Below are 19,234 nucleotides of genomic sequence, written 5' to 3' on the forward strand. Positions count from 1 at the left end.
ATCCTGGAAGGCATCGCCTCTTGATGACCCGGCTAAAGCCCTCTTCCGCACATATGCATGAACGCATCTTGCAGGTGCGAGCTGAACAAGCAGACCTATCTGAGCTAAGTGAGAGTCACTTTAGAGCGGCTGCCCGCGACTTTTTCCAAGGAGAGCGTGACTACAGCGGCGATAAAAATGTGGCTGCGGCATATGCTGTGGACGCTATCAGGCGAGTGCTCGGTTTCAAAGTCAGGGAGTGTCAGGTCGTCGGCGCTTTCATTCTTGGAGATGGAGCCGTAGCAGAAATGCAAACTGGCGAAGGCAAGACCGTTGTTGCTGTGCTCGCAGCATGCATCAACACGCTGAGGCACAGTTCCATCCATATTGTGACGGTCAATGACTACCTGGCTGCCCGCGATTTCGAGCAAATGCGCCAGGTTTTCGAGTTGCTATCGATCTCCGTAGGATGCGTGATTAATCGCTCCACCGCGGATCAGCGCAGAGAAGCTTATCGTTGCAGGGTCACCTATGCCACAAACAGTGAGCTCGGATTTGATTACTTGCGCGACAATATGCAAGTTGTGGAAGAAAACATCGTTCAACAGCCTTTTCAGTTTGCCATTGTTGATGAAGTGGACGCCATCCTGATCGACGAGGCGCGCACCCCGCTTGTGATATCCGGTGTGGGTGAAGACTGGTCGTCAGCGGTATTGTTGGCGGACAAAATCGTTTCTCAAATTGAACCGGCGGATGTGCTATTTGACCGGAAAGTACATTCCGTACAGTTAACTGATGCCGGTCTGTCGCGTGTTGAGCAGTTATTGCTGAACTCCCGAGCGATGGGACCGGGCACTCATTTGTATGATGAGGTGAACCTTCATTTAGTTCCCTTCATTCACCAAGCCCTCAAGGCACACTTTTTGTTTGAAAAGGACAGCGACTACCTGGTGGTCGACGACGAAGTTGTTATAGTCGACAGGAACACGGGTCGAGGGATGCACGGCAGACGATTTTCTGAGGGACTGCATCAGGCCCTCGAAGCAAAAGAATGTTCTCCGGTGCAGCCAGAGAATACTGTGCTTGCATCGATTACCTATCAGCATTTCTTCCGCATGTATCCAAGGCTATCTGGCATGACGGGCACGGCCGCCCAGGAACGCCATGAACTGGCGGAAATTTACGGCCTGAGGGTGATTTCCATACCACCGCATAAGGCAGTCAACCGGGTGGACCTACCAGACCGGGTTTACCGCTCCTGCCGAAGCCGTGATAAGGCTGTCGTTAGTTTGGTGCGCGAGGCGCATAAGATTCAGCGCCCGGTTTTGGTCGGAACCAAATCTGTCGCAGATTCGGAAAGGCTGTCAGCTCTGCTGTCGGCTGAAGGAATTGTTCACTCGGTTCTGAACGCAAGACACCATGCACGCGAAGCAGAGATTATTGCGAATGCCGGACGACCTGGAGCAGTTACGATAGCCACGAGCATGGCCGGGAGAGGGACTGATATTCTTTTAGGGGGTGAACAATCAGAATGCGCCAATAGATTTGGTCTGCCGGTGACCCAACACTCCAGGCGTGCTGTTGTCGCGGCAGGAGGGCTTCTGGTTATTGGTGCGGCGCTGTTCGATAGCAAGCGCGTAGAAGACCAGTTGCGAGGTCGTTCTGGTCGACAAGGTGACCCGGGAACAACAATTTTCCTCCTGTCTCTGGAAGATTGTGAAGATGGTGCCGGAAGCACGATTCCCCCATTCAAGTCGGATCGGTTTGGTCAGGTCGTTCGGCGCGAGCGGGCATTGAAACATCTTCGCAACTGGCAAAAATACCAGTCCGACAGGCAGTATGACGCCCGTCGGATAATGTTAAAGTTTGACAGCGTCTTGAATGCCCAGCGACTTGCCTTCTACCAGACGAGAAACGAATTTCTGCGCTCGGACAACATATTCGCGGAGACGCGTGAAATCCTGGAAGCGACGGTAGATAGGATGGTTGATCGCTATGCCCGCCCTCCAGAGATGCCTCTTTACTGGGATATCTATGGGCTTAAGGCTCATGTTTGCATGCATTTCGGTCTTGCAGAACGTGACATGTCGGGTGTTACGGAAGTCACCAGCATTTCCAAGCTTTCAGCGCTTTTGACAAGCCAGGTACTGGAAAAGTTCGTAGACCTGTGGTCTGACACGCCTCCGGATGTCGTTGCGGCCTTCGTCAAGCAAGCGATACTCAAAGCCTTGGATGCCTCTTGGCAAACGCATCTGGCGGTCATGGACCATATCAAGGATGCGGTAGGGCTGAGAGCCTACGGACAACGTGACCCCTTGGCCGAATGGCATGTGGAAGGTGCCGAGCAGTTTATGAAGCTGTTTCCGCGCGCCTATATGGATGCCTTGTCTCAGCTATCCAGATTTCGCTACGTTGATGCGTTGGAACAGGATGCGAGCTTCTGAAACTCGGCCGCGTTAACCGAGAGGAGTTCGCACCCATCCAAGCCTCTGACCGGTATACCGGTAGAGGTCATTCCTACATAGCTGTCGTGCATATGTCCATGAACCAGCAGGCGGGCATGCATGTCGGCAGCCAACTGATCCAATTCAACAGTTCCGTTGACATGAGATGACGGCGCTTCATGAGTAACCAGGATATCACATCGCATGGCGCTGAGAATTTGATGATCCTCAGGGAATATCGTATCCCTTTGCCGCAAAGGCAGCCCTTTGCGCCATCGCGCATGATGCGCGAGCTTCTCAAGGTATTCTGCACGGGTGTGAAACTTTGGCGGCTCCTCAGATCTAGGGAACCAGACTTTACCCCGATAGACCCCGCCAAGCCCACCGAGCGTCAGCTTCGTACCATCACTTGAAATAGTGACCGTTCTCGTGCCGAGGTTCCCTTCTGGATAATCCTCCAGCAGCCAGTCAAGCTGTTCGCCTGTCGTGGTGTCGTGGTTCCCCAGAATATACCAGACACCAATCCCGCTCTCGAAGAAAGAGGCCAGTTCTTCCCTGATGGAACGCTCAAGCTCGAGGTCGCCCAAAATGACAACATGCTCAGGCTTCTGCTTCGCCACCGCATCCTTCAAATGGGAGAATTTTTTGTGCGGATCGCCATAAAACAAGATTGTCATCAAATGCTCTCGGTCGTAGTCAAATTCATGATGTCATAAGCTTCAAAGAATAGGCAACCTGCATGCTATGCTTTCGATAGGCAGTGCTCAACTGCTCATCACGTGATGCGAACAAATCAGGTTCGGTCATTGATGACTTTTGAAGCAATAATTCCTCGATGTCAGATTGGTTCGCTATCTTGTTGTCACCCATAATATGCTTAACGACCACACTTTGCGACGATAGGGCCCGTCCAACGAGCAGGCACCGGTGGCAATCACACGGGCTGCTTTCGGAACACATCAGGCATATCTTGTGCCCGCGCATTGCGCCCGCTAGCAGGTGTTTGATGCCGTCGGTGAAGCTGCTTTCCTTTGCCATGATTTCATAGTCGGCGACATGCCCATTGTAGCAATGAGCTGCCTTTGGCCTGCCGCCCAAAGCTTGGCCGAGATACGTGTAACGCATTTTAGCCCGATAGACGCTAGTTCGAATATGTTGTCTGTCGAACTGTGAACAGTATCTGGAGTATGGAGATGATCGGACATCCACCAAATCTGAGATGTCGTGGCTCCTCAGACGGTCAATGAATGTCGTCATTTCCATCGTTGAGTGCCCGATCGTAAAGATCTCCGCTCGCTCCATCATGCCCCCATCTCGGGAGCCCGCAGAGGTTCCTGAGGTTCATGCAAGGCTGCGTAAACTTCATTCTCGAACCTGTCTCCAAACAGTGCCTTGAAGCCCTTCTTCCTGACGCGCTTCGGCAGAATAGGAGCAAACTGCTCGAAGGCAAAGTCTACGGCTTTCGGGTTTTGGCTGTCATAGCAGGCACCAGCATGATGTTCCGAAGCGACCCCGATACGCCGATCATTCAGGGCGCTCTCCAGATAGTCTGTTTCGATTTTCAGACTTCCTGTGTAGATTGCCGTCATATATTCCCAAAGCGCGGCCCATGCTTCGCTTGGGGGCTTTGCGTTTTTCATACCGCGGAATTGGTGGACAGATGGCGGCAATGAGAAAAGCTCATTGTTTGTTTCGTCATCCTGCGATTTAACGAGCGGGATCAATCTTTCCTGAATGATTTCAGCCGTTCCCAATGACGTCCCCGCGGGCGTCCGGATGGAAACCAGATGTGAACCTTCGTACAAAGCCTTCTTGGCATACTGGTTGATACAGTGCTTCAACTGCTTGCGTTCATCGTCGAGCATGTCTTGGTTAGTCAGATGAACGACAAGAAGGCCCGTTTTGGAGCGCCATTCCGATTGGTGCAACGGCGGCCAACTGTCTCTCGCCTTTCTTTCCCTGCTCGCATCTGAGCCCGGGTAAGCCAAAGAGAGGGCATGTTGCATTTCCGCCTGCTTTGCATCCCAGTATGTGCAAGCTTCCGCTACCTGCTCGATATTCCATCCCTCCAACAGACATTGCAGAGCTTCAGATATGGTATAGTTGGGAGCATAAGCCGAGCCGTTATGCTTGGAGCGATAGAATTCGGCCGCCGGTTTTAGAAGGTTCTCATAAAGGTCCAGGAACATATCCCTGAAGCCCTCGTTTGCGACCTCTAGCGCATCCGGAGACATATCTTCCCATCTGCCTCTACCGGATTGCAGGAACTTCTCGACAACGTCTTGAGCCGTCGCCCCCTCCGTTCCGACAAGCATCCTCCCCAATTTCTTGGCCAAAGAGACCGAAGTAAGATATGACCTCCACCCTTCACGAGTTTGGGGTGCAGGGCCATCTGGCATCATTTCGATATCTTTTGTGAAGCCCACAATTGCCATGTGGTTTGGAGGGGTCTCCATCCCGGCGTTGGCAACAGTTAATCCGTTCAACTTTCGCAGTGTGGAAGCTTCAATATTGAACATATTCTGAAGCACCGGATTTAGCGGCTCTGCATTTTCAATGGCATCGCAAACAGGGCCGTATGTTGCACCCACCGCTGAATAGAGGATTGGAAACGCTTTTGCAGCCTGCTGCCGCCGCCTGCCCAGTTCCGCATCCAGGCTTCCATCGGGCAGAACGCCAACCGCCCAGTTGTAATTTTTAATACCGTTCGCAGCAGCGCCATTCATTGCTTCGAGAATGTTCTGGTTCAGGGACGCGCGAAACTGTTCAAGCGCTTCTCTGGCTTCGCTTTCGATAAACCTTCTCAAAACCGTTTTGACGCCATCTGACACTTCCGCGCGCATCTTTCGATGTGGCGAGATGTCTGCCCCATAATTCTCCTCGGATTTCCCCTGGATTACGGGCCGGATCGGCTGAAGGATATCACCGATATCAGGATGTCCAGCCAGGTCCTTGTTGAGATAGTACTCCAACATTCTGATCTGGTCGTCGAGTGTGTTGATCACCCTTCCGCCGGTAAAATCAAGTATCGTAGGCACACTTCTTGTCATCACCGGTGGCTGCTTTTCGATGAAAACCTGAGCACCGTTGTTCAACGAGTACTGGCAGCTGGCCTTGCCCATATCTTGTGTGAAAAAGGCGCGTGGGTCAGCCAACACGAACAGGTCAGTACTTCCAACTCGCCCATCGTCAAACTGAAATACCGCCGACCGATAGATACGCGCCATCGACTTGATTCCTGGAGCCGGAGCCTCAGCAAACATGCTTGCCGCCCGAAGTCGGAATTTTGTAATCGACCTCTCTACCAGATGTGCTGTCTCTGGGCTTTTGCAGAAATGCTCTGCCAACCTTTTAAAGGCTTCCTTGTTAGGTAAAGTCAACATCACTCAATCCCGGCGTTACAATATCTTCAACAAAACCTATCCGTCAACAATGCAAAACACGACCATTTTTGCTTCAATGAAAGGAAAACATAGACCACATGCTCTCGGTTTCGTCAATCAAAGGAAATTGATAACCCCCGAAACGGGTCTACTTCTTCCAGTTCCCATCGCAATGAGAACCTTTGCAGCACACTCTTTTTGATGCATGTGGGAGAACCAACATTCTGTTGAAGAACCTTTGAAAGTGTCAGGGCATTACGAATAATTTGGTCACAAATTTCTTCGGACCATCCAGAGCCCAATACAGACTCCTTGCACTCACGAAGGGCGCAATAAAGACGGAGGATATGGGTCGGCAACTCCTGCAACGGATTGCACTCAATGTCTGACAGGAACACCTTCAAAACATGGTAGGCCGCCATCTGCCGGTCGTTACGCCTAACCGCCAGGGCCGATGACACCTTAAGCGCCCCGTCGATATTGAATCTGGATTTCAGGCGTTCCTTAACGAAATCGATCGCCTCGTCCAAAGCATCGGCTTTGAACGTGAAAAAGGGGTCTTCTCCGGCCGGGCATGTTGTTGCCGATATTTTCGCTTCGCCAGGAGACGTCAGCTTTACCAGCCAAACTGGCTCCAAATCCCTTCGATAAAGGACGCCGTTACATAGAATTACAAGATCGAGCCACCATTGCAAATTTGCTATTCGTGCCAACCGGTCATCCCATCGCCATTCTTTAATCGGGACTTCATGGCGATATTGGTGGGTGCGGATGTCGATGATATCTGTGCCACTGCGGTTCACCATATGAGCCGCAGCGGCAAACGGAAATGGATTGTCGCACCATGTCACGCCTTTCTTGGACAGCAGGTACTCCAATCTGCCCGGAGACAGAGGCGTTTTCAGGTCTGGTTCTAACAGGGCTTTGTAAACGCCGTCTTTCCCGTCAAAAGTCGACAGGATGATTTCATGCTTTACCTTGGAGTTCTGATATCGGAACGCCTCATGACGTTGCTCGGAGGGAACGGCTTCGAGTAGCATCGGCGCTTCATCGCGGAAAAGGATATCCACATGCTTTCGACAGCGTGCCTTAACGACAGTCGCGTTGTAAACATATGGAACCTCAATCGCAACTTTCTGGCTCATAATTCACCTGGAAATACAGCAAAACTATAATTTTGCTGTATGATGCAAACAATTCCATTCAATTATAAGGAAAACAGAATGCAACGCAATATCGTTATCCTTACCGCGGCTGCGGTTCTTTTACTCTCTGGCTGCCGGGATGAATCCCCACATTCCCAAGCGACCATGGCCTCTCCCCCGAGCGCCGCTATGCAGGTAGAGCATGCCGGACGCATTGCACCGGCCGCCCTGAATAGGTTGGGAGAGACGGCAGGGCGGAAAAGGGCTAGCGAATGGCTCGCCTATCGCCATGATGTCTCTGTTGAGAGCTCAAATGTCTCGGCGGCGTACGCTCGTACTCGCGAGGCATGTTTTTCCCTCGATGGGTGTCGATTGATCTCGGCCTCCCTTACGGCAGGCGACCATCCTTATGCCCATCTTGGCATGCGCATGCCAGCCGCGGCAATTGAGACGGTAAAAGAAGTCGCATCCAGCTCAAACACGATAACTTCGTCGACAACCTCTGCTACCGACTATCGTGAAGAGGTGACTGACATCACTGCACGCCAATCAATGCTGCATGCACAGCGCACCAGTCTAATAGATATTCAGTCGCGGGCTAACAAAGTCAGTGACCTAATTGAGGTGGCTCAGGAGCTTTCAAGGGTTCAAAATGAAATTGAAGCATTGGATGGCCGCTTTAATCGCATCAAAGTTGAGACATCTTCTGACTTCCTGACGATTTCTTTCGCAACACCGGTCACTGGAGGGCGCTGGTTCGCACCGGTCATCTATAGCTTCCAGAGCGTTCCGTCCGAGTTCGCTTCAAGCCTGGGTGCCGTTATCGCATTCATCGCATTTGCTGTTCCATGGCTCATACCGTTTTCGCTGTTCGTTTTCATCTGGCGTATTATGGGCTTCAAACGTCCAACTTTTCGGTCACTCAAGTTCTGGCGGAGAAAAGAACAATAATCAGTTTTCCTTTACCGAACAAAGGAAAACATGTATGCTTGCCGTTGCGTGTTGCCGCACAAAGGAGCACGCAACGGTGCGCCAATCATGGGCACCTTCCCTCATTCTGCTCTAATCGGAGAGATTGAAATGGACGATAATATTACGCGCTTCAAAAGAGCCTTCAAGAATTACACTGTTCTTAGCCCGGACTACCCTGCGTCCAGGTTCCTTCATTCGCTCAGAGAACTTGGTTTCGACGGCATCCCTGCGAATGTGCCGGTTATGCGCTATCACAAGGACGCCGGTGTAGCATTTCTTGTCGTTGACGTTCCCATGTACGCTACGGAGGAGCTCTCGGTTACGCATTCAGCCGAAGACAGACTGGTGACCATCGTCGGGGAACCGGCGTCGGAACCCGATACCGGCACCAAAGGAAGCGACGCTGTCGAGATGGATGACTTCCAGCTCTTGCGCTCTGTGAAAAAACTTACCGGGTTCAAACATGATATCCGCATTCCTGCCGATCTGAAGCTGGATTCTGTTCTGCACCGGAATGGTGTTCTGTCAATCAAGCTGACCTCGACGAAGCCCTCCAAGCCTCAGGCGGTTAACGTCGACATTACCAACTGATCGTCTTCCAGATATCTGAAAAGAGGGGGGAGCACATTGTTGCTCCCCCCTCTTTTTCGCGTGGCCACTCGACCTAAATATCGGGCAATGATGATAGGCTGACGGCTCCGATTGCCCACCGCGTTTCCAGTTTCTGGACCTTACCTTTGGACAGAAACTCGTCAATCATTGCGCGGTCCCGAGCCTCGGCTTTCAGGCGCTCCTCCATGCTGATAATTTGTTTGGCGCGACGTCTGCCCTGAAAGCGTCCGGTGAAACTGGCTGGGCGCGGCGAAGTCTGCAAATCTGGGGCAGGTGTTAAAGCCGGACTTTCCGGCTCTAATTCAGGATTGGTTGGCTTGAACGGAAGGACGTCAGCTGCGGGCTTAACCTTCTGCTGTCGGTAGGCTTCTTCATCAAATTTGGGGGGTACTGGCTGATAGGAAAAGAGATCGAGCTGTTGCGCATGCGCGTTGTCGGTCATTCAATCCATCCTCGTAGGCAAGCAAATGCGGGTTTGGGCGGGAACCGGAGGGCCTAAGCAGCGACCGGGAATCTTGTACACAGAGTTTATGTTTTAGAGGGAAATACCGTCGCAAGTCGACAACAAAATTGCAGTATTTTGTTTACGCATAAAGGAAAATCTCCCGCAACACCTTGAAGAGATGACACTATTTTAAGGACAATCCCAATTGTAATCTTTATTTTCCTTGACCAAGACGCCTTGTTTTGCAATTTTCCTTTAGCCACTTTCCGCGTCCCGGCAATCCCGCCCGGCCGATTGGGTTTGTACAAACTCTCTTTCATCGTCCGCTCAATCAGGAAATTCGATATGCTCGAAGTGATTTCTCAATACTTTTCCGACTGGGTGTGGTTATTCGAACAGTTCCCGTTGTTTTTGGCTTCAGTCGTCGCCCTGTTGGCCGCTCTGATCGCGAGCTTTTTCGGGGTTGTAGCGCAACGCCTTCCCGGCATGCTGGGGTGGGAGATACCTGAGGAGGTCGCGTCAGATGTGAAGGCAAACAGACATTTGCCCTCCACTCTGGGCGGAAGGTCCAAATGTGATCACTGCCTGCGCACCATCCCGGCCTGGTCTCTCATTCCTGTCTTTGGATGGCTTCTTTCACGCGGAAAGTGTGGCTCTTGCGCGAAGCCGATTTCACCGGTGTATCCATGCGTAGAAGCAGTAACCAGCCTTGTTTCTGGCACTGTTGCCTACTTACTCGGCCCGACGCCAGAACTGATTGCCATCCTTTTCCTCTTCTGGACCGGAGTGCTCCTGGCGTGGATAGATATCCGTGAATACATGCTACCCGACATCATCGTTATCCCCATTGCCGTCATCGGCCTGTTATTCTCGCCTTTCGAGCAAGATGCCATCATGCGATTTATTGGTGGCGCCATAGGAGTTGGTGTTCCACTCCTAATAATGATGCTTATTTCGCTTCAGAAGAAGGTTAATGCTGTCGCGTTTGGAGATGTGTTTCTGTTTGGAGCCTACGGGACTTGGGTTGGCCCTGGAAGCCTCGTGTTGGGCATGTTTCTCTGCTCGCTGTTCTGCATAGTGCACTGTCTCGTTGAGCGGGGTAAAGGAAAAGATTGGGTTCCTATGGGTCCATCCATTTGTGCTTCATTTGTTATTATCGCGTTTCTATCGACAGATACTGCGCAACCCTTGCGAGACCAGGTGCCTTTTTCTTTTCAGTACCCCGAACTTCATTGCGTTGTTTGCAAGTCCCCGAGTTACGACAGTGTTGAGCATCTAGAATAAACAGCTTGGCTGTAACGGGGAATTTATGGATACCATCAGAGGGATTATCACCAAGGTTCTCTCAACGAATGAGGATACCGGTCGAGTTTTCCTTGCCGTTGAGTATGAGACCGAGACAGGTCAAATTGCGCAGACAAAAGTCGGCGGGTTTGCGCGCGAAGTGGCGGTTGGCGACGCTTTTGTCGTTGAAGGTGAGTGGAGACCCTCGAATTACCGTGGGAAGAGTGAAGAAATCTTCAATGGGAAGCAGATTAGACCCGACATCCCTCAAACGGTGTCTGGCATAAAAAGCTTCCTTAAGGTGGCCTTCTCTCCCGCCGGGCATGGTGTCTCAAGCGATGCAGTGGATCTCTTCGTTGATAGGCGTGGTGCGGCTTGCCTGAAGCAGGCCACGGAAAACCCTGAAATCCTGCTTGAGATGTGCTCCGATCCCAAAAGGTTTCGCAACATCATTTTGCAAGTGTGGGGACGCAAGGTAAATGGTCAGAAGGCTGTTTCGCTGATGCAAGCGGCCGGTGTTGAGTCTCGCGCTATGGACCGCATCCTGACGGCCTGGCAGGAACAGACCTACCACATGATTAGTGCCAATCCATATGCGGCAGCGGAAATCCCGAAAGTTGGGTTTCCAAATGCTGACATATTGGGCACCCATATGGGTATCAGTGCGGTAGACAGTCGACGTCTGGTCGCAGCGGTCAATGAAGTTCTGCGCAAACAGGAATCAGAAGGTTCAACCTTTGCGGACCTTGACTGTTTGCTGTCCAACCTTGGCGAAGTATCCGGGATCGATAGGCAGGTTCTGACCAGTTTCCTTCTCAACAACCTGAACCGCGACGCCGAAGATTTTGCGATTTATCGCATTGGCGGAGAGGCCATTTGCGCACCAGTTCATCTGTTTCATGCAGAGATTGATATCGCCAACCGCATCGCCCAGATGGTTAACGATGGACAGCGTCATGATGCGGAATTTGTAAAGGCACACGCAGCCCCACTGTTCAAGAGGCCTGAATTTTCACGTTTTGACGCGGTTCAGCGTATTGCCATCTATATGGCCGTATCGGAACCGGTTTCGATCATCACAGGTGGCCCCGGTACGGGTAAATCGACAGTCATGGAAGCTGTTTGTGAGCTGTCCGAAGCCATTGACAGGGGCCCGCTTCTTTTGGCCGCTCCCACCGCAGATGCGGCACAGCGACTGGCCGCGGCGACCGCGCGTCCGGCGCAAACCGTTCATGCCATGCTCGGTGCCATTCATGACCCTTCCACCGATATTACGACTTATCGCAGAAATTCCAGGTCTCCATTGCCAGGGGGCTGCCGGGTTATCATCGATGAAGCGTCCATGCTTGATGCTGAGTTGATGTCAGCAATTCTTCAGGCGCTCCCGTCAGACGGTAAACTGCTCATAGTAGGTGATCCTGTTCAGCTTCCATCGGTTGGCCCGGGGACGGTTCTGGAGGACTTGCTGGAAGCAACCGTAGCCGATCAGACCCCTCTGTTGCCATCGGTCGCACTCCTCAAAGTCTACCGCCAGGAAGGTGATAGCGGGATTGCTATTGGTGCAGCAAAAATCCGGGAAGGAGAAGTGCCGACACTCGGGCCAGAGAACGACAAGGGAGTTTCATTCCATGAAATGGCTTCCGATCGTATTGCTGGAGAAATTGAAAAACTGGTCTGCGAAATCCTTCCCGAGCAAGGCTATGACCCGCTCGATGATGTCGCAGTCCTCATTCCCCAGGCACCCGGCGCAGGCGGCTCTTGGGAAGTCAACGCACGCCTGTCAGCCAGGTTGAACCCGGACGGGCTGCCGATACCGGGCCTTTATCGCAGCGAAGATGACGACCCAACCATGCCCGCCCCGCGGCTCGGCGACAAGGTGATGGTGACCGAGAATGATAAAAAGCTCGGCCTGATTAATGGTGACCGGGCATTTATCATTGGGAGTGGAAAGAACCAGAACGGACGGAATATCATCAAGCTCCGGCTGATGAACGGTCGCGAAGTTGAGTTCCCCACGTCCAAATGGCGCAAGCTCATTCTTGCATATGCCGGTACCATCTATAAAAGCCAAGGCAACCAATTCCCTGTGGTTGTCATGGGCTGCATTGAAGCACATACAAGGATGCTCGACAAAAAGCAGGTTTACACTGGCTGGACGAGGGCAAAGAAGCGGCTTTTTGTGCTTGGACAAAAAGAGGCGTTCAAAACGGCCGTCACGCGTGTTAACGATGAAAGCCGAAAGACGTTGCTCAGGTCATTTATCCGTAGCCTGAACATCAACTCGACCCGCAAAATCAACTGGGAAGCACTCGCGAAGCAAGCCCAGCGCACCTTGGAACTGGTCGACGGTACAACGACAGCAGCCAACCAGAACGCACCTCTTCCACCGTTAGCGCCTGGAATGGGACTGGGATTCCGTAAACCATTTGGAACAAGCCCTTCACAGCCTCAATCCAACATCGCGTCAGGTCACAATGCCCGGGAGACTGCATCTAAACAGTCTGCACCCGCGACACCTGTCACGAGGCCGCTTACGCCATTTGGTGCGCCTCCGAAGTTGAAGCCAGAAGTCCATGGCACTATTTCGACCGCTTCACCCGTTCCGTCAGGGGAAAAGCCGCGCGAGGAAACTCAAAAGGCAGCATTGAAGCCTCCCCTCCTCCGGCCATTCGGAGGGAAGGTGAAGCTTCCGGTTACACCTCCACCGGCGGCAACCGGGCCGACAGTGCAAGACGTACCACCGCCAAAGGTCGAGGAGCCGCAGCCGTCAACCGTATTACCACCGCGTCGAACCATGTTTTCTCCGTTTGCCGGGTTTGCATCGCGCCCGGCTCCGGCTAATGATGACAATGAAGTTGAAAGCCAGGGCCCCACGCCCTGAGTGTGACCCTCCAATTAAGGAAGCGAGCCATGCTGACTCGCTTCCATTTTCCTTGATGAATAAAGTAAAACGTGGAATTATTTCCTTATAATCCATCCGTTTTACAAGGAAAAACCATGAGTCTTGTTGGCTTGATAGACACGCTCATTGCAGCGGGCGGCGGCCTGGGCAAGAAATCTCTTGCGTCGTTCAATTTCCTCGACACCGCTTTCGGGAAAACACTGATTGCCAAAGACGGATCGTTGGCAACTCTTGTGAGAATTGACGGCATCAAGCGGATGATGGGCGGGCACGAGCTGAATGTCCTTGTGAACCGAGCCAATACCAGTCTCTCTCCATATCTTGGTCGCCCCGGACATGCTATTCAGGTTTTCTTCTCAAGAGACCCTGACCTGTCACGGGATCTGGTCAAGTCTCTGAACATAACGCCACGCACAATTGCCAAGCGTCTGGACCTGAACCTCGATGACGTTTTCGAGGAGCGCGAGAATGTCCTGCCGAACTATATCGTTCCGGAAAGCTTCTACATGGTTCTATGGACGCGAATGTCGGCACTCGGCAAGCAGGAACTCAAGAAGGCAAGGGTGGCAATGAAGGCACCGCCCCTTTGGCCAGCAGCCGCTAACTCACATAACCCATTCCTGCTCAGCAATGCCATGACGACCCGTCACGAGGCCTTTGTGGCAAGCTTTATGGCTGATTTGAAAAGTTTCGAGATCCGCGCTTCTGTCACGGACGTTCATGCCGCCCTTGGTGCAATCAGGAACAGTATCGATCCGGCAACGGCCAACTCCAATTGGCATCCCTATCTTCCCGGAGATTTAGGGAAGGCACCATCCGGCGGTAGAGAAGCCAAACCACGTTGGAGAATGCGTCCGGAAATCAAATCCGGGGATATATCCCATCTCCTGTGGCCGAAGCTGGACGATCAGCTATTTTCGGTGGATGCGGAACGCATCAACTCTCAGATTGTCCGAATAGGACGCTATCTATTTAGCGGCGTCAACATGACCGTTGGTCCGCAGGACGTCAAACCCTTCAGCCATCTTCTTTCCCGCTTGATGGAGCTTGAAGAGTTCCCATGGCGAGCCTCCTTCCTTTTGGAGGGGGACGGCATGTCACTGTTCGGTTTAAAGAACCTCATTGCAGCCTTTGCCGGTTTCTCGAGCGGCGACAACAAGATTATTCGAGACACCATTAAACAGCTCAAAGCGTTCGAACGCGAGGGCGGAGTTGTCGTGCGCTTCAGGGCCTCGTTTGGAACATGGGCACCCAATGGCGAGATGAACCTGATTGAGTCCCGCTCCAGTCGCCTTCAGCGCGCCGTGGAATCGTGGGGGTATTGTAATGCCGCTCCATCTTCCGGCGACCCGTTGGCAGGTGTCATGTCAAGTGCGCTTGGCCTTGATGTTGCCTCCACCGCCCCCGCTGCCGGTGCCCCTCTCATGGATGCGCTTTACATGATGCCCTGGGACAGGGATGCCAGCCCGTTTGAGAAGGGCAGCATCCTATTCCGCACCATCGACAGGCGAATTTGGCCTTTCCAGCCGGGTTCATCACAGCAGGATACGTTCATTGACATCATCTACGCCCCTCCCGGGAAGGGAAAGTCCGTCTTCCTGAACTCGACGAGCCTTGCATTCTGCCTATCGCCGATGGCGACATCTGGTGCGGGCGGGGCACAGCTGCCGCGTATCGCCATCATCGATATCGGTCCTTCTTCGTCCGGGCTGATTTCTCTACTGAAGGAGGCTTTGCCTCCAAGTCGCCGTCACGAGGTTGAGTACAAGCGCCTTCGGATGGTCAGTGAGCATTCTATCAACCCGTTCGACACCCAACTTGGCTGTCGAGAGTGCTTGCCCATGGACAGGGCAACTCTGAAGAACTTTATCACCATGCTGGGAACAGAGCATGGCGGGCAAGCGCCAAGCGGGCTATCACAGCTCAGCGGCGCCATTATCGATACGCTTTACGAAACCTTCTCGGACAAAACCAAGAAAGGAAAGCCGCGGCAATATTCTGAAGGTGAAGACCTTCAGGTTGATGAAGCCCTGCGCAAGCACAATATCGCTCTTTCCGGTCGCCCGACCTGGTGGGAGTGCGTCGATAAGCTGTTTGCCGCCGGAGCCATCCGCGAAGCGACAATGGCGCAACGGTACGCGGTGCCTCGTGTCGAAGATCTGATGGCGACGAGAACAGAGCAGATTCAGGACATATTTGGTTCGGCACTCACGGAATCGGGCGAACCTCTGCTAAAGGTCTTCAACCGAACCATTTCCAGCGCCTTGCGGGAATATCCAATTCTGTCTGGTCCGACCCGCTTTGAAATCGGCGCGGCGCGCATCGTCGCACTGGACCTGGATGAGGCTGCTCCCAGTGGGGGTGGCTCGGCCGACAAGCAGACTGCCTTGGTCTATATGCTTGGAACCTTTGTAACGACCCGTGACTTCTATCTGAACGACCAGATTCTCAAGCAGTTCCCTCAAGAGTATCAGGCGTATCACCGCCTGAGAATCCAGCGCATTCGTGAAACGCCCAAACGCATTGTGTTCGACGAATTCCACCGTACAAGGAATACGCCGCAGGTACGTCAGCAGGTCGTTATCTACATGCGAGAAGGCCGCAAATGGGGCATTCAGATTTCTCTGGCATCCCAGCTTATCGGTGACTTCGATGCAGACATGATTTCGTTGGCAACATCATACTGGATCATGGGGGCCAATACCGAACAAGATGCCAATGAAGCTGCGGCCACGTTCGGCCTATCGGATACCGCTAAAGCCTGTCTTACCCATAACCTTCGTGGCCCGGGTCCAGGCGGAGCACCACTTCTTGCTGTTCTCAATATGAAGGACGGCAAGCACGAGCATTTGCTATACAACACGCTTGGGCCAATGGAAATTTGGGCGTTCTCGACAACACCGGCAGACAATGCGATACGCACGCGTCTGTATAACACGATTGGACCTGTCGAAGCACGAAGGCGCCTCGCGCGACGCTTCCCTGGAGGCTCGGCCAAGAACGAAGTCGACCGGCGGGTCATCGAGAGGGCGGAGCAAGGCGACACCGGTGCGGAAACCATGAATGGTGTCACCGAGGAAATCGTTCAGGAGTTGATGGCTGCTTAGAGGCCCGGAAATCCGTCGCGAAGGGGCTGTCTGCATTTTTTCAGCAGACAGCCCCTTCGCGTTTATTTAGTAGTGAATTTCACTCTTTCGCAATTTCTGGTCGTCAAAAAAGTTTGATGGATACGGTAAGGTTCGCTATTACCTATGCGTGTACTTTGAGCGTTCCTGTTTAAACCGGTTGATTTCAGAATCATGCATCTCAAAATTCGCCCCGTTCTCGACAAGGACCAGTTCAATTTGGTCTGGAATAACTATCTTGTGGGGTTTGATAAAAACTATTCCGATCAGGGTGCCTTGTATATTGAAGGCCAAGAAAACATTCGGTTTCTGGCTAACTGGACTATTTCGCCGGATGAGCCCATCTCCACCTTCGTATTCAAGGACAAAATTCCACGTAGTAAATCATCGCTATGGATTTTCAACTTTCGACCGACAGACTTAAGTCTTTTCCACGCGGGAAAATTCGAAGAACGCATGAAAGACGCCACCAAAAGCATTGACCAGTTTATATCCGTGGCGATGAAAAAGGACTTCCTCTAATGGGTGTATCTCACCTTTTTATCGTCCATAGTTTGGCGCCGCGGCTCCAAGGCTGAGATTGGTGAAGTGTGCCTGGGCCGCTCGTTGTCGAAGCCCCGCAAGAGTTGTCGGCTCGTCTCCGGTGGGGATAACCTGAAGCATGGGCTTCGGCTTTTTAGTTTTGGAAAAGTTCGCATCGAATTTTGGAGCGTTCCGGTAAATCTTTCCACGCTTCGCCCCTTTTGCACCAAGGGCGGCCGCTACGATTTGATACGGTTCCTGAATATCCACGCCTGTGGCCTTCATCCACCGGAAAATACCGTCGACTGCCAATCTTAGATGGGCCGCATTCAGAGTTGGGTCATTTACACCTTCAAGCGCTTTGGAACCCAGTCGGTCAACAGCTTCCAGTGCGATTGCCACTCTGTAGAGCCTGTCCGGGAAGTCCTTGCGGTCGCCGACAATCCGAATGTATCGCGGATTGTCGGGGGTTGGAATCCTCTGCACACCGAGTTTCCGGGCCGCCTCAATCAGCTCTACAAGTTCACGCCTCATCTATCATTCTCCAGCATAGATTCTTCAGGGCAAAATTAACTCGCTCCCACCTGGCAATTCACGGGTCGTTCGCACGCGACCATTAAACATTACTAACACAACAAAAGGAAAACGCGAAGATTAAGAAAACCATTTTCCTTTCTAAAGTGCAAAAAAGTTGAAAACGCCCCACCTATAATGTTGACAACACCCCATCCCAGGAGTATCAATTTCAGGCGACCAAAACCATCCCATATACAGGAGCACTACCATGCTAACCGATATCGAGGTTTCGCATTCATCCGATAGCACCCGTGACCTTCTTGAGAGCATGCGGCAACTTGAGGAAGAAAGCGAAAAGATGATGGAGCGCGACCGAGAACAGACTGCCAGCTATCATCAGCTTGTCCGGGCACTTCCGCTGGAACAAATCACGAACAAGTCCCAGCGTGAGCTAAGAATGGACGTATCCTCTTTCGCTGAAAGGTTCCCGGAGTTGGCGGCCACATGTGGCGGCACAGACGGGCTGCTATCAGCACTGAACGACTTCACAACCTTGTATTCCGAAGTAGCCTGAGGAAAGCCCCGATGCCAGCCATTCGTCAATCTCAAGTTTACATATGACTGCATATTTGACAGCCAACTCCACGTGCGTGGCTGTCAAATATGCAGTTGGACGGAAGGAAAAAGGTCGCTCTATTCCGAGCGACCTTTTCTGCGTCAGGCTTTCGACGGAACCTTGGACCTGCCGAACGGCCTTTTCAACCTGCCCTGTCGAACGTACAGCAACGGTTCTGCTTCTACGGCTTTCGCCTGCACTCTTTTGCCGTAGTAGCGAACACCGAAACCATGAGGATTATCACCGACGTTCAAGGCTTGCAGCGTTGCAGCGTGGTACTGGGCTTGGACGTCGTGCACCCCTTCATTAGACTGCGCATACCTGAGATTCCGGGCCGTCGTGACCTCTTGAAAGTTACTCCAGTGCCCATCGTGTACGACGTAATTCCTGACACGCTTTTGAAGTTGGCTGAGTTGTTCCAAAAATATGTCCGGCGTGTGCCCGACAGGGATCAATAACATGCCCTTCAGTTTTGACACCGGAATTCGCAACGATGCCATCCTGGGAACATTGACCGGTGGCGTTGCAACCGAACCGATTCCATTCTTTGCCGCAAACGCCTTACCTCGCTCGGAGAGTCTCAGAACAGCTTCCTTGCCCATCTGTTCCCGGACCAGAACGTGGCTATCAATCATAATGTTGATGACCCTTGTTGCATTGGAATCGCGGATGCCAAGTTCCTTTCGAACTTCCTGACGGCTGACGGAGAAATCCTCTGACTGGAGACACATCTCGATGATTTCGCGAACATGCTTTTTCGCGAGCAAATCGTTTTCAGACGGCCTTGCAGTCACAGAATTGGACGAATGCTGAAGCAAGTCGCTGATAGCCTCAAATCGACCAGCACAGCGGCCGTCACCCCCTGTTGCGCACAAGGTAGCGGTGCGCATGCAAAGCTTGGCCCAGCCGCTCAAATCGGCCTGCTCCTCACCTCGAGACAGCATCTGCCACGAGACATTCCGGATGGCGTCGTAAAGACGGTCCTTTTTGTCCGTTGGATCGTTGTCAAATACCCGCGTAATCAGCGTGAAGGCATCATTCAGATGCAGTTCCCCATCTTCAAGACGCTTCATACCGGTCTCAAAGGTATCCCTGTCAAGGGATTCATTAGAATTGTGCAGCCCCATACACTCTCCTATGGCACCTTCCTGATGCCTCATAAACGCCTGCCTGGCGTTTGCTGTTGCGATCTATCCATTCCTATGCTCGTTCCCAATCTCTGAAGTTGACCCTCAGAGTTACCTGTTGCACTCACTACACTACACTTCACTTCATTAATGTCAAGTTTA

Annotated in this window: 15 protein-coding genes; 8 read left to right on the forward strand and 7 right to left on the reverse strand. The window is 52.4% G+C overall.

From position 1 onward, the window contains the following. Window positions 1-23: 23 nt before the first annotated feature. The gene (locus tag TH5_RS08590) at window positions 24-2,423 is read left to right on the forward strand and encodes a preprotein translocase subunit SecA (protein WP_114121506.1); all 2,400 of its coding nucleotides are present in this window, start codon (window positions 24-26) and stop codon (window positions 2,421-2,423) included. Here TH5_RS08590 and TH5_RS08595 read toward each other — a convergent pair. The 4 genes from TH5_RS08595 to TH5_RS08610 all read right to left on the reverse strand — a co-directional run bounded on the left by TH5_RS08595 (window position 2,387) and on the right by TH5_RS08610 (window position 6,951). Then, the gene (locus tag TH5_RS08595; RefSeq protein WP_114121507.1) at window positions 2,387-3,100 is read right to left on the reverse strand and encodes a metallophosphoesterase family protein; all 714 of its coding nucleotides are present in this window, start codon (window positions 3,098-3,100) and stop codon (window positions 2,387-2,389) included. The genes TH5_RS08590 and TH5_RS08595 overlap by 37 nt on opposite strands. A 25-nt stretch (window positions 3,101-3,125) precedes the next feature. After that, window positions 3,126-3,728, reverse strand: a complete 603-nt coding sequence (locus TH5_RS08600; RefSeq protein WP_114121508.1) for a DUF488 family protein — start codon at window positions 3,726-3,728, stop codon at window positions 3,126-3,128. Further along, complete coding sequence (locus TH5_RS08605) at window positions 3,725-5,650, reverse strand: hypothetical protein (protein WP_147250070.1); 1,926 nt, start codon at window positions 5,648-5,650, stop codon at window positions 3,725-3,727. The genes TH5_RS08600 and TH5_RS08605 overlap by 4 nt, the downstream gene beginning before the upstream one ends. Before the next feature lie 269 nt (window positions 5,651-5,919). After that, on the reverse strand, window positions 5,920-6,951 hold the full coding sequence (locus tag TH5_RS08610; RefSeq protein ID WP_114121510.1) for a hypothetical protein: 1,032 nt from the start codon (window positions 6,949-6,951) through the stop codon (window positions 5,920-5,922). A 78-nt stretch (window positions 6,952-7,029) separates the two neighbouring features. On the opposite strand from TH5_RS08610, the gene TH5_RS08615 reads away from it, so the two are divergent. After that, on the forward strand, window positions 7,030-7,902 hold the full coding sequence (locus TH5_RS08615) for a DUF4349 domain-containing protein (protein WP_167443502.1): 873 nt from the start codon (window positions 7,030-7,032) through the stop codon (window positions 7,900-7,902). 129 nt (window positions 7,903-8,031) lie between these two features. Next, window positions 8,032-8,514: an Hsp20 family protein gene (locus tag TH5_RS08620; RefSeq protein WP_167443503.1), complete on the forward strand. Its 483-nt coding sequence runs from the start codon at window positions 8,032-8,034 to the stop codon at window positions 8,512-8,514. Between the two features lie 73 nt (window positions 8,515-8,587). Here the strand turns inward: TH5_RS08620 and TH5_RS08625 are convergent, their stop codons facing one another. Then, a complete protein-coding gene (locus TH5_RS08625; protein WP_114121513.1) occupies window positions 8,588-8,977 on the reverse strand; it encodes a hypothetical protein in 390 nt (129 codons plus the stop codon). 348 nt (window positions 8,978-9,325) lie between these two features. On the opposite strand from TH5_RS08625, the gene TH5_RS08630 reads away from it, so the two are divergent. The 4 genes from TH5_RS08630 (at window position 9,326) to TH5_RS08645 (ending at window position 16,813) form a co-directional block, all read left to right on the forward strand. Next, complete coding sequence (locus TH5_RS08630) at window positions 9,326-10,264, forward strand: prepilin peptidase (RefSeq protein ID WP_114121514.1); 939 nt, start codon at window positions 9,326-9,328, stop codon at window positions 10,262-10,264. A 25-nt stretch (window positions 10,265-10,289) separates the two neighbouring features. Next, window positions 10,290-13,145 (forward strand): AAA family ATPase, encoded by a 2,856-nt coding sequence (locus tag TH5_RS08635; protein WP_114121515.1) that lies wholly within the window; start codon window positions 10,290-10,292, stop codon window positions 13,143-13,145. A gap of 116 nt (window positions 13,146-13,261) precedes the next feature. Next, window positions 13,262-16,273, forward strand: a complete 3,012-nt coding sequence (locus tag TH5_RS08640; RefSeq protein WP_114121516.1) for an ATP-binding protein — start codon at window positions 13,262-13,264, stop codon at window positions 16,271-16,273. 192 nt (window positions 16,274-16,465) lie between these two features. Continuing rightward, on the forward strand, window positions 16,466-16,813 hold the full coding sequence (locus tag TH5_RS08645; RefSeq protein WP_097052955.1) for a hypothetical protein: 348 nt from the start codon (window positions 16,466-16,468) through the stop codon (window positions 16,811-16,813). Window positions 16,814-16,831: 18 nt separating this feature from the next. On the opposite strand, the gene TH5_RS08650 is transcribed toward TH5_RS08645, so the two are convergent. Then, the gene (locus TH5_RS08650) at window positions 16,832-17,347 is read right to left on the reverse strand and encodes a hypothetical protein (protein WP_097052956.1); all 516 of its coding nucleotides are present in this window, start codon (window positions 17,345-17,347) and stop codon (window positions 16,832-16,834) included. Window positions 17,348-17,597: 250 nt separating this feature from the next. On the opposite strand from TH5_RS08650, the gene TH5_RS08655 reads away from it, so the two are divergent. Continuing rightward, window positions 17,598-17,903, forward strand: coding sequence for a hypothetical protein (locus TH5_RS08655; protein ID WP_114121517.1), 306 nt, complete (start codon window positions 17,598-17,600; stop codon window positions 17,901-17,903). A 143-nt stretch (window positions 17,904-18,046) separates the two neighbouring features. Here TH5_RS08655 and TH5_RS08660 read toward each other — a convergent pair whose 3' ends face one another. Continuing rightward, entirely contained in the window at window positions 18,047-19,072 is a 1,026-nt protein-coding gene (locus tag TH5_RS08660; protein WP_147250071.1) for a hypothetical protein, read from the reverse strand. Window positions 19,073-19,234 lie beyond the last annotated feature (162 nt).

It is taken from the genome of Thalassospira xianhensis MCCC 1A02616 (assembly GCF_003326475.1).
Classification (GTDB): domain Bacteria; phylum Pseudomonadota; class Alphaproteobacteria; order Rhodospirillales; family Thalassospiraceae; genus Thalassospira; species Thalassospira xianhensis.

What these genes read in the sequence shown, in the direction of transcription:
- TH5_RS08590 (WP_114121506.1), top strand. Translation starts at nt 24, where the DNA reads ATGACCCGGCTAAAGCCCTCTTCCGCACATATGCATGAACGCATCTTG.
- TH5_RS08595 (WP_114121507.1), bottom strand. Translation starts at nt 3,100, where the DNA reads ATGACAATCTTGTTTTATGGCGATCCGCACAAAAAATTCTCCCATTTG.
- TH5_RS08600 (WP_114121508.1), bottom strand. Translation starts at nt 3,728, where the DNA reads ATGATGGAGCGAGCGGAGATCTTTACGATCGGGCACTCAACGATGGAA.
- TH5_RS08605 (WP_147250070.1), bottom strand. Translation starts at nt 5,650, where the DNA reads ATGGCGCGTATCTATCGGTCGGCGGTATTTCAGTTTGACGATGGGCGA.
- TH5_RS08610 (WP_114121510.1), bottom strand. Translation starts at nt 6,951, where the DNA reads ATGAGCCAGAAAGTTGCGATTGAGGTTCCATATGTTTACAACGCGACT.
- TH5_RS08615 (WP_167443502.1), top strand. Translation starts at nt 7,030, where the DNA reads ATGCAACGCAATATCGTTATCCTTACCGCGGCTGCGGTTCTTTTACTC.
- TH5_RS08620 (WP_167443503.1), top strand. Translation starts at nt 8,032, where the DNA reads ATGGACGATAATATTACGCGCTTCAAAAGAGCCTTCAAGAATTACACT.
- TH5_RS08625 (WP_114121513.1), bottom strand. Translation starts at nt 8,977, where the DNA reads ATGACCGACAACGCGCATGCGCAACAGCTCGATCTCTTTTCCTATCAG.
- TH5_RS08630 (WP_114121514.1), top strand. Translation starts at nt 9,326, where the DNA reads ATGCTCGAAGTGATTTCTCAATACTTTTCCGACTGGGTGTGGTTATTC.
- TH5_RS08635 (WP_114121515.1), top strand. Translation starts at nt 10,290, where the DNA reads ATGGATACCATCAGAGGGATTATCACCAAGGTTCTCTCAACGAATGAG.
- TH5_RS08640 (WP_114121516.1), top strand. Translation starts at nt 13,262, where the DNA reads ATGAGTCTTGTTGGCTTGATAGACACGCTCATTGCAGCGGGCGGCGGC.
- TH5_RS08645 (WP_097052955.1), top strand. Translation starts at nt 16,466, where the DNA reads ATGCATCTCAAAATTCGCCCCGTTCTCGACAAGGACCAGTTCAATTTG.
- TH5_RS08650 (WP_097052956.1), bottom strand. Translation starts at nt 17,347, where the DNA reads ATGAGGCGTGAACTTGTAGAGCTGATTGAGGCGGCCCGGAAACTCGGT.
- TH5_RS08655 (WP_114121517.1), top strand. Translation starts at nt 17,598, where the DNA reads ATGCTAACCGATATCGAGGTTTCGCATTCATCCGATAGCACCCGTGAC.
- TH5_RS08660 (WP_147250071.1), bottom strand. Translation starts at nt 19,072, where the DNA reads ATGGGGCTGCACAATTCTAATGAATCCCTTGACAGGGATACCTTTGAG.